At 70.1% G+C, this 13380-nt stretch carries 14 protein-coding genes; 3 read left to right on the forward strand and 11 right to left on the reverse strand.

Annotated elements, in window-relative coordinates; genetic code table 11:
• The first annotated feature begins 66 nt into the window (after positions 1 to 66).
• A complete protein-coding gene (locus A5702_RS04925) occupies positions 67 to 1296 on the forward strand; it encodes a protein kinase (protein ID WP_197281134.1) in 1230 nt (409 codons plus the stop codon).
• Here the strand turns inward: A5702_RS04925 and A5702_RS04930 are convergent.
• From A5702_RS04930 to A5702_RS04940, 3 genes are all read right to left on the reverse strand, one after another.
• Positions 1293 to 2681, reverse strand: a complete 1389-nt coding sequence (locus A5702_RS04930; protein ID WP_055400990.1) for a class II 3-deoxy-7-phosphoheptulonate synthase — start codon at positions 2679 to 2681, stop codon at positions 1293 to 1295. The genes A5702_RS04925 and A5702_RS04930 overlap by 4 nt on opposite strands.
• Before the next feature lie 34 nt (positions 2682 to 2715).
• Entirely contained in the window at positions 2716 to 3255 is a 540-nt protein-coding gene (locus tag A5702_RS04935; protein ID WP_067822278.1) for a polyadenylate-specific 3'-exoribonuclease AS, read from the reverse strand.
• Positions 3256 to 3338: 83 nt separating this feature from the next.
• Entirely contained in the window at positions 3339 to 4205 is an 867-nt protein-coding gene (locus A5702_RS04940; RefSeq protein WP_156349465.1) for a hypothetical protein, read from the reverse strand.
• A 108-nt stretch (positions 4206 to 4313) separates the two neighbouring features.
• Here A5702_RS04940 and A5702_RS04945 point away from each other — a divergent pair, with 108 nt between their 5' ends.
• The gene (locus tag A5702_RS04945; RefSeq protein WP_055400996.1) at positions 4314 to 5609 is read left to right on the forward strand and encodes a glycosyltransferase 87 family protein; all 1296 of its coding nucleotides are present in this window, start codon (positions 4314 to 4316) and stop codon (positions 5607 to 5609) included.
• Between the two features lie 10 nt (positions 5610 to 5619).
• Here the strand turns inward: A5702_RS04945 and A5702_RS04950 are convergent, their stop codons facing one another.
• From A5702_RS04950 to A5702_RS04970, 5 genes are all read right to left on the reverse strand, one after another.
• Positions 5620 to 6348: a 1-acyl-sn-glycerol-3-phosphate acyltransferase gene (locus A5702_RS04950; RefSeq protein WP_055400998.1), complete on the reverse strand. Its 729-nt coding sequence runs from the start codon at positions 6346 to 6348 to the stop codon at positions 5620 to 5622.
• Between the two features lie 76 nt (positions 6349 to 6424).
• A complete protein-coding gene (locus A5702_RS04955) occupies positions 6425 to 6805 on the reverse strand; it encodes a hypothetical protein (RefSeq protein ID WP_055401000.1) in 381 nt (126 codons plus the stop codon).
• The gene (locus A5702_RS04960; protein WP_197506502.1) at positions 6802 to 8070 is read right to left on the reverse strand and encodes an ArsA family ATPase; all 1269 of its coding nucleotides are present in this window, start codon (positions 8068 to 8070) and stop codon (positions 6802 to 6804) included. Before A5702_RS04960 ends, A5702_RS04955 begins: the two co-directional genes overlap by 4 nt.
• A complete protein-coding gene (locus tag A5702_RS04965; protein ID WP_055401004.1) occupies positions 8067 to 8501 on the reverse strand; it encodes an SRPBCC family protein in 435 nt (144 codons plus the stop codon). Before A5702_RS04965 ends, A5702_RS04960 begins: the two co-directional genes overlap by 4 nt.
• Positions 8502 to 8618: 117 nt before the next feature.
• The gene (locus tag A5702_RS04970) at positions 8619 to 9008 is read right to left on the reverse strand and encodes a hypothetical protein (RefSeq protein ID WP_055401057.1); all 390 of its coding nucleotides are present in this window, start codon (positions 9006 to 9008) and stop codon (positions 8619 to 8621) included.
• 129 nt (positions 9009 to 9137) lie between these two features.
• On the opposite strand from A5702_RS04970, the gene A5702_RS04975 reads away from it, so the two are divergent.
• The gene (locus tag A5702_RS04975) at positions 9138 to 10940 is read left to right on the forward strand and encodes a long-chain fatty acid--CoA ligase (RefSeq protein ID WP_067822290.1); all 1803 of its coding nucleotides are present in this window, start codon (positions 9138 to 9140) and stop codon (positions 10938 to 10940) included.
• A gap of 82 nt (positions 10941 to 11022) precedes the next feature.
• On the opposite strand, the gene pimB is transcribed toward A5702_RS04975, so the two are convergent.
• The 3 genes from pimB to A5702_RS04990 form a co-directional block, all read right to left on the reverse strand.
• Positions 11023 to 12165: a GDP-mannose-dependent alpha-(1-6)-phosphatidylinositol monomannoside mannosyltransferase gene (pimB, locus tag A5702_RS04980; protein WP_055401008.1), complete on the reverse strand. Its 1143-nt coding sequence runs from the start codon at positions 12163 to 12165 to the stop codon at positions 11023 to 11025.
• A 47-nt stretch (positions 12166 to 12212) separates the two neighbouring features.
• A complete protein-coding gene (locus A5702_RS04985; protein ID WP_068218717.1) occupies positions 12213 to 13058 on the reverse strand; it encodes a hypothetical protein in 846 nt (281 codons plus the stop codon).
• A gap of 34 nt (positions 13059 to 13092) precedes the next feature.
• Positions 13093 to 13380 (reverse strand): NlpC/P60 family protein (locus A5702_RS04990; protein WP_082955949.1); only part of this gene is annotated, 288 nt, incomplete at its 5' end.

A 13380-nucleotide genomic window follows, 5' to 3' on the forward strand; every position in this document is an offset into this window, starting at 1 on the left:
CCTTGCCACGGCCTTGTGAAGGCATGTTTTTCCGCCCGATTGCACCGTCACCCCTACGATGGCCCCGTGGCCGGACCCCCGACGGGAGACCCCTTGGACAGTGCATTGCTGGACGGCCGCTACCTGGTGCAGTCGAAGATCGCCAGCGGCGGCACGTCGACGGTGTACCGCGGCCTCGACACCCGGCTCGACCGCCCCGTCGCGGTGAAGGTGATGGATTCCCGCTACGCCGGCGACGAGCAGTTCCTGACGCGCTTCCAGCGCGAGGCCCGCACGGTCGCGCGGCTCAAGGACCCCGGCCTGGTCGCCGTCTACGACCAGGGCCTGGACTCCCGGCACCCCTTCTTGGTGATGGAGCTCGTCGAGGGCGGGACGCTGCGCGAGCTGCTGGCCGAGCGCGGGCCGATGCCGCCCTATGCCGTGGCCGCGGTGCTGCGTCCCGTGCTGGGCGGGCTCGCGGCCGCGCACCGGTCCGGCCTGGTCCATCGCGACGTCAAGCCCGAGAACGTGCTGATCTCCGACGACGGCGACGTCAAGATCGCCGATTTCGGCCTGGTCCGTGCCGTGGCCGCCGCCGGAATCACTTCCACCAGCGTCATTTTGGGCACCGTCGCCTACCTGTCGCCCGAACAGGTGCGCGACGGTGACGCCAGCCCGCGCAGCGACGTGTACTCCGCCGGAATCCTCGCCTACGAGCTGCTGACCGGGCGCACCCCGTTCACGGGCGACTCGCCGCTGGCCATCGCGTACCAACGGCTGGACACCGAGGTGCCGCCGCCCAGCGCGGCGATCGACGGTGTGCCCCCGCAGTTCGACGAGTTCGTGCGGCGCGCGACCGCGCGCGACCCGGCCAACCGGTACGCCGACGCGATCGAGATGGGCACCGAGCTGGACGCGATCGCCGAAGAGCTTGCGCTGCCGGACTTCTCCGTCCCCGCGCCGCGCAATTCCGCGCAACACCGGTCGGCGGCGCTGCACCACAGCCGCCTGAGCCAGCGTCCGGCCGGCGCGCAACAGCCCGCACCGGTCCGCCACCCCACACGCCAGCTGACCCGCGGCCCCGAGGGCCTCTCGGAGCCGCCGCGCGCGCCGGTGTCCGACGACGAGCCCGACGAGGACTACGAATACGCCCCTGTCACAGGCGAATTCGCGGGCATTCCGATCGCCGAGTTCGCATACGCCCGCCAGCGCGGCCGGCGCCTGGTGCTGATCTGGTTCGCGCTGGTGCTGGCGCTCACCGGGATGGTCGCCACCGCGGCGTGGACGATCGGCAGCAACCTGAACGGACTGTTCTAGTCGCGCAGCATCTCGGCGACCAGGAAGGCCAACTCCAGCGATTGCTGGGTGTTCAGCCGCGGGTCGCAGGCGGTCTCGTAGCGCCCGGCCAGGTCGAGGTCCGAAATGTCTTGCGCCCCACCGAGGCATTCGGTGACGTCCTCGCCGGTGATCTCGACGTGGATGCCGCCCGGGTGGGTGCCCAGCGCGCGGTGCACCTCGAAGAAGCCCTGCACCTCGTCGACGACGCGGTCGAAGTGCCGGGTCTTGTACCCGTTGGACGACTCGTGGGTGTTGCCGTGCATGGGGTCGCACTGCCAGATCACCTGGTGACCGGTGGCCTGGACCTTCTCCACGATGGGGGGCAGCAGGTCGCGCACCTTGTTGTTGCCCATCCGGCTCACCAAGGTCAACCGGCCGGGCTTGTTGTTCGGGTCGAGCCGTTCCACGTATTCGACGGCCAGTTCCGGGGTCATCGTCGGGCCGATCTTCACGCCGATCGGGTTGGCGATCACCTCCGCGAACGCGATGTGCGCGCCGTCGAGCTGGCGGGTGCGCTCGCCGATCCAGACGGTGTGCGCCGACAGGTCGAACAGCTGCGGCTCGCCGTCGTCGCTTTCCGACAGCCGCAGCATGGCCCGCTCGTAGTCGAGCACCAAAGCCTCATGGCTGGCGTAGATTTCGGCGGTCTGCAGGTTGCGGTCGGCCACGCCGCATGCGCTCATGAACCGCAGGCCCCGGTCGATTTCGGTGGCCAGCGCCTCGTAGCGCGCGCCGGCCGGCGACGTCCGCACGAATTCCCGGTTCCAGTCGTGGACCAGATGCAGCGACGCCAGCCCCGAGGACGTCAGCGCCCGCACCAGGTTCATCGCCGCACTGGCGTTGGCGTAGGCGCGCACCAGCCGCGACGGGTCGTGCTCGCGGGCGGCCGCATCCGGCGCGAAGCCGTTGATCATGTCCCCGCGGTAGGACCGCAACCCCAGGGCGTCGATGTCGGCCGACCGCGGCTTGGCGTACTGGCCGGCGATGCGGGCCACCTTGACCACCGGCATGCTGGCGCCGTAGGTGAGCACCACGGCCATCTGCAGCAGGGCGCGGATGTTGCCCCGGATGTGGGGTTCGGTGTTGTCGGTGAAGGTCTCGGCACAGTCGCCGCCCTGCAGCAGGAACGCCTCGCCCTTGGCCACCTGGGCCAGCTGCTCCTGCAGCCGCAGGATCTCCGACGGCACCGTGACCGGCGGCACGCTCTCCAGGACGGTGCGCATCGCCGTCGCCTGGTCGGCAGGCCAGCTGGGCTGCTGGGCCGCCGGCTTGGCCAGCGCGGCGTCCAGCCGCGCCCGCAGGTCGCTCGGCAACGGGGGCAGCGACGGCAGCTGGTCGATCGGGATGTCGACTGTCCAGTTCATCGGTCCATGGTAACCGGGCCGCGAGGGTGACTGATCAGCGCGAACGTCGTTCGGGCGGTGCTCCCCCGTCCGGATCGCCCCCGTGGCCGCCGGAGTCCGCAGCGGTGATCAGACGGAATCGGCGCAGCTGGTCGCGGGCGTCGACCAGCGCGTCGTGGGCGTCGCGGGACCGCGGCGGCATCGGCGGGCACCCCCGGTCCTCCCACAGTTGCCGCAGGTCCCGGGTGAAGCGGGGCAGCGCCCGCGGCAACTCGGGCATCGTGCCCCACAGCTGGCACAGGGCCACGTGGTCGTAGGCACCGATCCAGGCCCACAACTCGATCGGCTCGGTGCCGGCGACGCCGAAGAACTCCTCCAGGTCCAGGCGAATCTGCCTGCGGGAGCGCCACAGCTGCGACGCCGGCGACGGCAGCTTGGGCAGCACGTTGGCGCGCACCCAGGCGCCGGCGCGCTCGGGGTCGAATTCCGTGGACACGGCGTAATACTCGCGGCCGTCCTCGGCGACCACCCCGATCGAGATCAACTCGATGGTGCGGCCGTCCTCGATGAATTCGGTGTCGTAGAAGTACCGCACCGGAGCAAGCCTACGGCCGGCGACGGCGAGCGCGGGAACCGCGCGAGTAAGGAGGCGGCCCGTCGATACGGCGGGCGAGCCGGCTATCTGCCGATCAGGATCGGCTCGGTGGGCGGGGGTGCCGCGTGGACGTCGTGGTCGAGCTGGGCGTCGACCGCGCGTTCGTCGGGCAGGCTCGGGGTGCCCGCGATCGCACACTGGACCCACAACTTGGCCCGCACGACCGGGCGGCGCAGCCGGCGTTCCCGCTGCAGCGCGCGCCGCATCTTGTCGGGCTGGACGGTATAGCGCCAGCGGGCCCAGGGTGCGTGCGGGCGCGACAACCGGATGGCGCCAATGACCAGCAGGACGACGATGAACATGCCGAGCAAACCGGTCCACACCTTGCCCTTGAGCACCACCACCACGGCCATCGGCAGCGTCAACACCAAGGCGCCGGCCACCGCGGCCCGCAGCGGCCACGATTCGGCGCCCTCCCAGATCGGCAGGAAGAACATCAGCGGGTGCAGGCCCATGATCAGCAGACCGGCCACGCCCACCGCCGCGAACACCGCGTCCACCGAGGTCCGCCCATCCTCGGACCAGTAGACGTCCGACAGGTGCAGGATCAGCGCGTACTCGTCGAGCACCAGGGCGGCCCCGATCCCGAAAAAGATTGCGGCCAAGGTGAAGTCGGGCTCTTGCCCGTCGATGGACAGCGTGACCAGCGTCAGGCCGGACAGCAACACCAACACCACCCCGAACGTCACGTGGTGGATGTGGATCCCACCGACGTGCACGTTGCGCGGGTGCCACCATCGGGCGGGGCGGCCGGCGTCGGCGCGGTGGCGGATGAAGCGCACGAAAGATCGGGTGACGAAGAACGTGAGGATGAACGCCACCAGGCAACACAGCAGGGGCAACCGGCCGGCCTCGATGATGTCGTGCGCGAACCAGTGGGTCACCCGCAGCACGAACCAGTGGAGCACTCTTGAAACCTACGCCTGTGAGCGCCGACGCCGCGGGAGCCGCGCTGTGCCACGTGCCACGCCCACCCACCGATTACGCTGTTGTGCGACATGAGTAAATGGCGGGCGCCCGACCAGGGCTTACCAAGCAAACGTGGCCCCGGTCAGGTGCTGTTGTGGTGCGGACTTTGGGTGCTGGCGGCGGCGGGGCTGGGCTACGCGGGTTGGCAACTGTTCGGGCACATCCCCTACCGCATCGACATAGACGTGTACCAGATGGGCGCGCAAGCCTGGATGCACGGGCATTCGCTGTACCACGGCGAGGTGCTGTTCCACACGCCGATCGGCCTTGACCTGCCGTTCACCTACCCCCCGCTGGCGGCGATCGTGTTCTGCCCATTCGCCTGGCTGCACATGCCGGCCGCCAGCGTCGCGATCACCGCGCTGACCTTGGTGCTGCTGGTGGTGTCGACCGTGATCGTGCTGACCCGCCTGGACGTCTGGGCCGCCTCGTCGGCGTTGCCCGGCCCGGCCTGGCTGCGCCGCTGGTGGCTGGCCATCGTCATCACCGTCGGGGCGACGCTGTGGCTGGAACCCATCACCTCCAACTTCGCCTTCGGCCAGATCAACGTCGTGCTGATGACCCTGGTGATCGCGGACTGCATGCCCCGTCGCACGCCGTGGCCGCGCGGCCTGCTGCTGGGGCTGGGCATCGCGCTCAAACTGACGCCGGCGGTCTTCCTGCTCTACTTCCTGCTGCGCCGCGACAACCGTGCGGCGCTGACGGCGGTGCTGTCCTTCGTGGCGGCGACGACGGTCGGTTTCGTTCTGGCGTGGAGCGATTCGTGGGAGTACTGGACGCACACACTGCAACACACGGACCGGATCGGCGAGGCGGCGTTGAACACCGATCAGAACATCGCCGGGGCGCTGGCCCGGATCGGCCTGGGTGAGCAGCCGCGCTTCCTGCTGTGGGTGGCGGCCTGCCTGCTCGTGCTGGCGCTGACCGTATGGGCGATGCGCAGGGTGCTGCGGGCCGACGAGCCCGCGCTTGCGGTGGTGTGCGTTGCGCTCTTTGGCCTGGTGGTCTCGCCGGTCTCGTGGTCGCACCACTGGGTGTGGGGGTTGCCGACGGTCGTGGTGCTCGCCGTGCTGGCCTGGCGGCGCCGCAACGTGGCGCTGGCCGTGGTCGGCCTCGCCGGTGTCGCGCTGATGCGGTGGTCGCCGATCGACCTGCTGCCCAAGCACCACGAGGCGACCGCGGCCTGGTGGCGCCAGCTGGCGGGGATGTCCTACGTGTGGTGGGCGCTGGCGGTCCTGGTCGTGGCCGGGCTGACGGTCACCGCCCGCACGCCGTCGCGGGATACGGCACCGCAGCAATTGACGCCGGTGACAGCCGCCGGATAACCGGGTACACCTAGCCGGCGGCGGTTTCCGGGATCCGCTCGGCCTGGCTGGACGATCCGTCACCGTTGCGGCGTTCCTTGAGGCTGGCGGCGTAGATGTCCACGTACTCCTGGCCGGACAGCCCCATCAACTCGTAGATCACCTCGTCGATGACGGCCCGCTCGATGAAACGGTTGCCGGCCAGCCCCTCGAAACGGGAGAAGTCCATCGGCTTGCCGAAGCGCACGGTCACCCGCCCGAAGCGCAGCATGTTCGTGCCGGGCGGGTTGACGACGTTGGTGCCGATCATCGCGACCGGGATCACGGGCACCCCGGTGTGCAGGGCCAGCCGCGCGAGGCCGGTCTTGCCCTTGTACAGCCGGCCGTCGGGCGAGCGGGTGCCCTCGGGGTACATCCCCAGCAGCTTGCCCTGGGACAGCAGCCGCTCGGCGGTGGTCAGCGCGGCCTGCGCGCTGTCGGCGTCGGTCCGGTCGATCGGCACCTGGCCGACGGCGGTGAAAAACCAGCGCTGAAACCAACCCTTCAGGCCGGTTCCGGTGAAGTATTCGGCCTTCGCCAGGAATGTGATCCGCCGACGCACCACCAAGGGCAGATAGAAGCTGTCCATCACCGCCAGGTGATTGCTGGCCAGGATCGCCGGACCGGAACTCGGAATGTGTTCCAGCCCTTCAACTTTTGGGCGGCCGAGCAAGGCCAGCAACGGGCCGAGGAGCACGTACTTGAATAGCCAGTACCACATGGCCCTCCCTCTCGCCCGCCGTTCTGCGCCAACTGTACCCATCGCTTGCGCACGGGACCACCTTCGGCGCAGCCGGTTACTCCTCGACGGTGACCGGGATCGGCTGATAGCGGGTCCGGGTGGCGGCGTCCGGGGTCTCCGCCTCGGTGACGCCGTCGCCGGGCGGCCCGTCCGGTGGCGGAGGCGCCGCGCCGTTGACGTCGTCGAGCATGGCGCGTACCACCTCGAGCAGGGCGATGCTGTGGTCGGCGATCACGGTGATCAAGGGGTGCTGGTCGCCGGTCGCCAGCGCGGCCAGCGCGCACACCGGGCACCACACCTGCTGACACTTCCCCGTCCCGACGCCCCGGCCCGCCGTCAGCGCGGCCGCCGTCCGCATCGCCGGGTCGATCCCGTCCAGGATCGCCTGGGCGAGCCTGCGCAGCTCCGGACCGATCTCGGAATGACCCTCACTCACTTAGGCCACACCTCCGGGTCTGGTCGAAATCGGACTGTCAGCTCGCCGCCCCGCAGGTGTGCGTCCAGCACCGTGCACCGCCGGAGCACAGACGCCAGCCGAACCCTGCGCCGCAATCCGCCCGCGCTGATGATGAGGTCGTCATCGACGCGACCCAGCGTCAGCCCAGACGGATCGAGTTGCGGCAACGCTAGCCGCATTCGGTAGACGGAACCAAGTCCCGTTCCGGATTCCAGGTCCACCGTCGGCCGCAGCGGTCCCGGCGGCGCGGCGCCGCCGAGCCGGCGCGCGCTGTCGAGCAACGCGCCCAGCGCCTTGGCGCCGATCGGCTCGCCGGACAGGTGCGGAGTCATCACCAGGGCCACCTCACCAATGGTGGCGTCGAGCTCGTCGAGAACACCACGTTGTTCGGAAATGCGTTCGGCGTACCAGTAAAACGCGGGGTGATCGGGCAGGTTGCGGTATTCGTAAGAATCGTCTTCGGTCAGAACCTGATTGACGATCAGCTCCTCGACGCGCACGCCCATCAACGCCAGCGAACCCAGCGTCCGGGCCGCCTCGGCCGCCACCACTCGCTCCGGGGTCAACACCAAATGCGCGCTGACCAATTCGCCGTCGGTCAGCAGGGCGCCCAGCCCCTCGACGCTAGAGCTGATGCGTTCGAGCAGTTCCACCACCGCCGCCGACCGGGCGTCGTCGGCGCCGATGGACAGCCGCCGATGCCGCGGCCACGCCCGCTCGACGTAGAGCCCGAAGGTGGCGGGCAGGGTCAACATGCGCAACGCGTCGGCGGTCGAGGCACAGTCCACGACGACGCGGTCCCAGCCCCCGGAGACGGCCAGCTCACCGACGGCGTGCAGGCCGAGCACTTCCTGAACGCCCGGTAGTGCCGAAAGTTCTTCCGGCGCAATGGTACTCAGTTCGGATTCGGGGAACCGCCGATCCAGGGTGTCGACCACGTCGCGCCAGCGCGACTCGAGCAGGGCCAGAGTGTCCAGGGCCAGCGCGTCGAGAAAGCCCCCGCCGGCCTGCTCGTCATCGGCAAGCACCCGAACCAGTTCGCCCTGGCTCGGCGGGACGGGGACGCCGAACACGTCGCCGAGTGAGTGCGCCTGGTCGGTGGACACCACCAGCACCCGCTGGCCGGCGCTCGCGGCACTGACCGCGGTGGCGCACGCCAGCGTGGATTTTCCTACCCCGCCCTTGCCAACGAATAGACTGATCCGGGCCGGGGTGGACGCCCGCGATTCGTTGGACTCACTCAGCCCTCGACTCGTTTCTTTAGATCCTTCAACGCGGTGTCGGTCAGCCGGCGCTCGGCCTTGCGTTTGAGCAATCCGATCATGGGGACGGCGAGGTCGACCGAGAGCTCGTAGGTGACCTCGGTGCCAGATCCCTTGGGCGCCAACCGATATGTGCCCTCCAGGGAACGCAGCAAGGAGCTGGAGACCAGCGTCCAACTGACCGACTGCCGGTCCTTGGGCCACTGGTAGGACATGACCAACGTGTCCTTGAGCACCGCGGCGTCCAGCACCACCCGCGCGACCTTGGGGTAGCCGTCGGCGTCCGTCTCCTGGACCTCGGCCTCCCGGTATTCGGAGATCCACTGCGGGTAGGAATCGATATCCGCGATCACGTCCATCACCGTGCCCGGGTCGGCCTCGATGTAGATGGTCTGCGACGTCTTCTCCGCCACCTGGTGTTGCCCTCTCTCCTGCAAGCGGTCGACGCCGCCGGCGGGGAAACTACCGTGCGGGTCTACCCCCCGGGCCTCCGGTCCGAAACGGTACTCTCCCCTGCAAACCTGACCCGGCTAAACTACCGGAGAAACTCCGACCGGGCGGAGGCGTTCCAGCGTCGTTTTGACCTCGAAGGCCATTTTCTTTCCCGCCACCCGACGGCGGTGTGTCATTTTCGCCAGATTGAGCTTCGCCAGCTGCCAGGCCGCCACCCCGGTGGGTTCGGCGTGCAGGAAATAGTGCAGCACCACCCCATCGAGCGACGGTTCCAGCCAGATCTCCATGGTGCCGGTCAACGCGCCGGTGACCGCCCAACGGATGCCCTTGTCGGCGCGGTCCTCGACGACCTGCAGGCGCAGGTCCGGCCACCAGCGACGCCAGCACGACGGATCGGAGACGGCGGCGCCGACCCGCGCGCCGTCGGCGGCGATGAACGTCTCGTCGGCGATCTGGATGCTGTTCACCACCTCAGCTTCACACACCTCGCCCGAGGCCCGGCAGACTGCCACCGTTCCTGCGTGAATGCGCGGATTAGGCTGGACGACATCAAGCCGTCCCCCGGATACGTCACTAGCCAAACGAGGTCAGTAAGAGTGCGTGAGTACAGTGTCCCCGCCCGCTTCTCCGTCGGCGAGCACGACAACATCGCGGCCATGGTCTTCGAGCACGAGCAGCAAGACCCCGGCTTCGTCATCTTCCGGCGCCAGGTCGACGGCGTCTGGACCGACGTCACCTGCGCCGAGGTGGCCAAACAGGTCCGCTCGGCGGCGCTGGGCCTGATCGGGCTCGGGGTGCAGGCCGGTGACCGGGTGTCCATCTTCTCGGCCACCCGCTACGAGTGGGCGATCATCGACCTCGCGATCCTGTCCGTGGGCGCGGTCACCGTGCCGATCTACGAGACGTCGTCGGCCGAGCAGGTGCGCTGGGTGCTGCAGGACTCCGAGGCGGTGCTGGCGTTCGCCGAAACCGACGCGCACGCCGCGATGGTCACCGAGCTCACCGCCGAGCTGCCGGCGCTGCGCCGCGTGCTGCACATCGACGGCTCGGGCCCGAAGGCGCTGGATCAGCTCGCCGAGGCCGGCGAGTCGGTCGAGCCCGCGGAGCTGACCGCCCGCCAGGAGGCGCTGCGCGCCGACGACCCGGCCACGCTCATCTACACCTCGGGGACCACCGGGCGGCCCAAGGGCTGCCAGCTGACCCACTCCAACCTGCTGTACGAGACCCGGGGCGCCAAGGAATGCCTGCCCACCCTGCTGGACGAGGGGCAGCGGCTGCTGATCTTCCTGCCGCTGGCCCACGTGCTGGCGCGCTCGCTGACGCTCTCGGCGTTCGCCAACAAGGTGACGGTCGGGTTCACCAGCGACATCAAGAACCTGCTGCCGATGTTCGCGGTGTTCAAGCCGACGGTGGTGGTGTCGGTGCCGCGGGTGTTCGAGAAGGTCTACAACACCGCCGAGCAGAACGCCGTCAACGACGGCAAGGGGCGGATCTTCGCGGCCGCCGTGCAGACCGCCGTCGACTGGAGCCAGGCCCAGGACCGCGGCCGGCCGGGGCTGGTGCTGCGCGCCAAGCACGCGGTGTTCGACCGGCTGGTCTACCACAAGTTGCGCGCCGCCCTGGGCGGTGAATGCCACGCGTCGGTTTCGGGCGGGGCCCCGCTGGGGGCGCGGCTGGGCCACTTCTACCGCGGCGTGGGTTTGACGATCCACGAGGGCTACGGCCTGACCGAGACCAGCTCGGCCATCACGGTCAACCAGGTCGGCAACGTCAGGATCGGGACGGTCGGAACGCTGTTGCCGGGCAACAGCATGCGCATCGCCGAGGACGGCGAGCTGCTGGTGCGCGGCGGCGTGGTGTTCAGCGGCTACTGGCGCAACGAGCAGGCCACCAACGACGCGTTCACCGACGGCTGGTTCAAGACCGGCGACCTCGGCGCGCTGGACGAGGACGGCTTCCTGAAGATCACCGGCCGCAAGAAGGAGATCATCGTCACCGCGGGCGGCAAGAACGTCGCGCCGGCGGTGCTCGAGGACCAGCTGCGGGCGCACGCCCTGATCAGCCAGGCCATGGTGGTGGGCGACGCCAAGCCGTTCATCGGCGCCCTGATCACGATCGACCCCGAGGCGTTCGGCGCCTGGAAGGAACGCAACCACAAGGCCGCCGACGCGTCGGTGGGCGACCTGGCCACCGACCCCGACCTCATCGCCGAGGTGGATGCGGCCGTCAAGCACGCCAACCTGGCGGTGTCGCACGCGGAGTCCATCCGCAAGTTCCGCATCCTGCCGGTCGACTTCACCGAGGACACCGGCGAGCTGACGCCGACGATGAAGGTCAAGCGCAACGTGGTCGCCGAGAAGTTCGCCGCCGACATCGAGTCGATCTACGAGAAGGAATAGCGCGCCCGCCTCGCCCGCGAGCGCCACGCTGGCGTGGCGCGGCACGCCGGGCGCCACGCTGGCGTGACGCTCGAGCCGCCCTCTAGGCCCGCAGAAGCCCGGCCAGCCGCGCCGCGAGCACGTCCCACCGCCAGTGGCCCAGCGCCCACTCGCGTCCGGCCGCGCCCATCGCGGCCGCCCGATCCCGATCGCCGAGCACCGCGCTGACCGCGTCGGCGACGGCGTCCCGCGAGCGCCCATCGACCACCAGCCCAGTCTTGTTGTGCTGCACGGCTTCTGGAGCGCCGCCCGAGTCGCCGGCGATCACCGGCTTGCCCGTCGCCGACGCCTCGAGGAACACGATGCCCAGCCCCTCGACGTCCATGCCGGCGCCGCGGGTGCGGCATGGCATGGCGAAGACGTCGGCCAGCGCGTGGTGGGCCGGGAGCTCGGCGGCCGGCACACCGCCGGTGAACGTCACCTGGTCGGCCACCCCGCAATCGCGGGCCAGCTTGCGCAGCGAGTCCAGATAGGGGCCGCCGCCGACGATCACCAGGGCCGCCCCGTCGACCCGTTGCCGGATCGACGGCAGCGCCTTGATCAGCATGTCCTGGCCCTTGCGCGGGACCAGGCGGGACACGCACACGACGGTGGGCCGCTCACCGAGCCCATACCGGTCGCGCAGCGCGGCGCCCGCGGCGGGGTCGGGCCGGAACCGGTCGGTGTTCACCCCCGGCGGCAGGTATTCCAACGAGGCGTGCGGCCCGAACGCCGGCGCGAACCGGTCGCGGGTGTAGCGGCTGACGAAGGTGACGACGTCGGTGGTGTCGCCGATGCGGCGCAGCACCGACCGCGCGACCGGCAGCATCGACCAGCCCACCTCGTGCCCGTGCGTGCTGGCCACCACCCGGGTCGCCCCGGCCTGGCGGGCGCGCTGGGCGAGCAGCGCCAGCGGCGCCGCCGCGCCGAACCAGACGGTGTCGATGCCGTTGTCGGCGATCAGCCGGCGCATCCGGGAATCGACCGCCGGACCCGGCAGCATCAGCGTGCCCGGATGGCGGACCACCCGATAGCCGGCCGCTTTGGCCGAGTCGTCGAAGGCGTCGGCGCCCTTCCATTGCGGCGCGTACACGGTCACCGAATGCGATCCGGCGGCGACCAGCGGACCGACGAAGTCGTTGAGGTAGGACTGGATGCCGCCCGGCCGGGGCGGAAAGTCGTTGGTTACCAGCAGGACCCGACTCACTGCGACAGGCTAGCCTGGCGGCGCGCGCGGGCCGTGCGGGGCATCCGTCAGGCCGGGTGGGTCAGCCAGGCGTGCCAGCGCACGAGCAGGCCCGGCGTATCGGTGGCCAGGACGTCGTGGACGGCGGTGGGCACGTCGGTGTGGCCGACCCCGCACACCGCCAGATACAGGTCGCGCAGCTTGGCGGCCCCGTAGGTGTCCGCGACGAAGCGGGCGAACCACCACGCGCGGTCGTAGGACAGCGAGCGCTGCGGCCCGGGCGCGTCCAGGTCGGCGTCCGAGGGCAGCGTCAGCGGCACCGGCAGCGCGTCGGGGGGCACCGGCGTCTGGGGCCGGGCGATGAAGTCGGCCACCCCTTCGGCCAGCCATCGGGGCGCATCCGGGGCGGTGTCCACACGCGCGGCGTAGTGAAAAAGCTCGTGCACCAACACAATTCGTAGCGCACCCACGGTCATGCCGGCCGCACCCGGCGCGAACACGATCCGCTCATTGATGGCCGCCCGGCGCGCGGGATCGACACGGTCGACGACGGTTACCGCCGCGATGTCGGCCCATTGTGCCGGCGGGCCCCCGCCCGCGGCGGCGCGGAACTCCTCGTCGGTGCGGGCCGCGATCACGGTGATCTCCCGCGACCAGTCGACACCCCAGAACGCTTCGACCGCGTTGATCGCGCCGCCGATGTCGGCGGAGACGCGCGACAGCAGGCGGTCGCCGCCGAGTCCCAGCAGCCGAACGGTGCGGTCGCCGGCGACCAGCGACCTGGTCGCCGCGGCGACCTCGCTACGCGCTGGAGTGATCAGCTGCGCGGGGCGTGCGCGGCTGTCGCTTTCCGCGTCGAAGGGCACGGCCGCGGCGACGATCAATTCGACAACGAATACCCAGGCCAGCAGCATCGTCAGCCGCTGGCGCGGCGTCCGGGGGCCCCTATTAGTAGCGGCGGGCGTCGTGGACCGGGCCTGCGACATTCATCGGCACCACCCGCACCGGCTGGCCGTAGGTGGAGGAATGGATCACCATGCCGTCACCGACGTAGAGGCCGCTGTGTGACGCGTCGTTGTAGAAGGTGATCACGTCCCCGGGCTGCAGGTCCGACAGCGCCACCGGTTGGCCGCCCGTGGCCTGCGCCTGGCTGGAGTGCGGCAGCGATATGCCGGCCTGCTGGAACGCCCACATCACCAGCCCGGAGCAGTCGAATCCGCCGGGCGCGGCGCCACC

This window comes from Mycobacterium sp. E3339 (assembly GCF_001666915.1).
Taxonomy (GTDB): Bacteria; Actinomycetota; Actinomycetes; order Mycobacteriales; family Mycobacteriaceae; genus Mycobacterium.

What these genes read in the sequence shown, in the direction of transcription:
- A5702_RS04945 (WP_055400996.1), top strand. Translation starts at nt 4,314, where the DNA reads ATGAGTAAATGGCGGGCGCCCGACCAGGGCTTACCAAGCAAACGTGGC.
- A5702_RS04950 (WP_055400998.1), bottom strand. Translation starts at nt 6,348, where the DNA reads ATGTGGTACTGGCTATTCAAGTACGTGCTCCTCGGCCCGTTGCTGGCC.
- A5702_RS04985 (WP_068218717.1), bottom strand. Translation starts at nt 13,058, where the DNA reads ATGCTGCTGGCCTGGGTATTCGTTGTCGAATTGATCGTCGCCGCGGCC.
- A5702_RS04930 (WP_055400990.1), bottom strand. Translation starts at nt 2,681, where the DNA reads ATGAACTGGACAGTCGACATCCCGATCGACCAGCTGCCGTCGCTGCCC.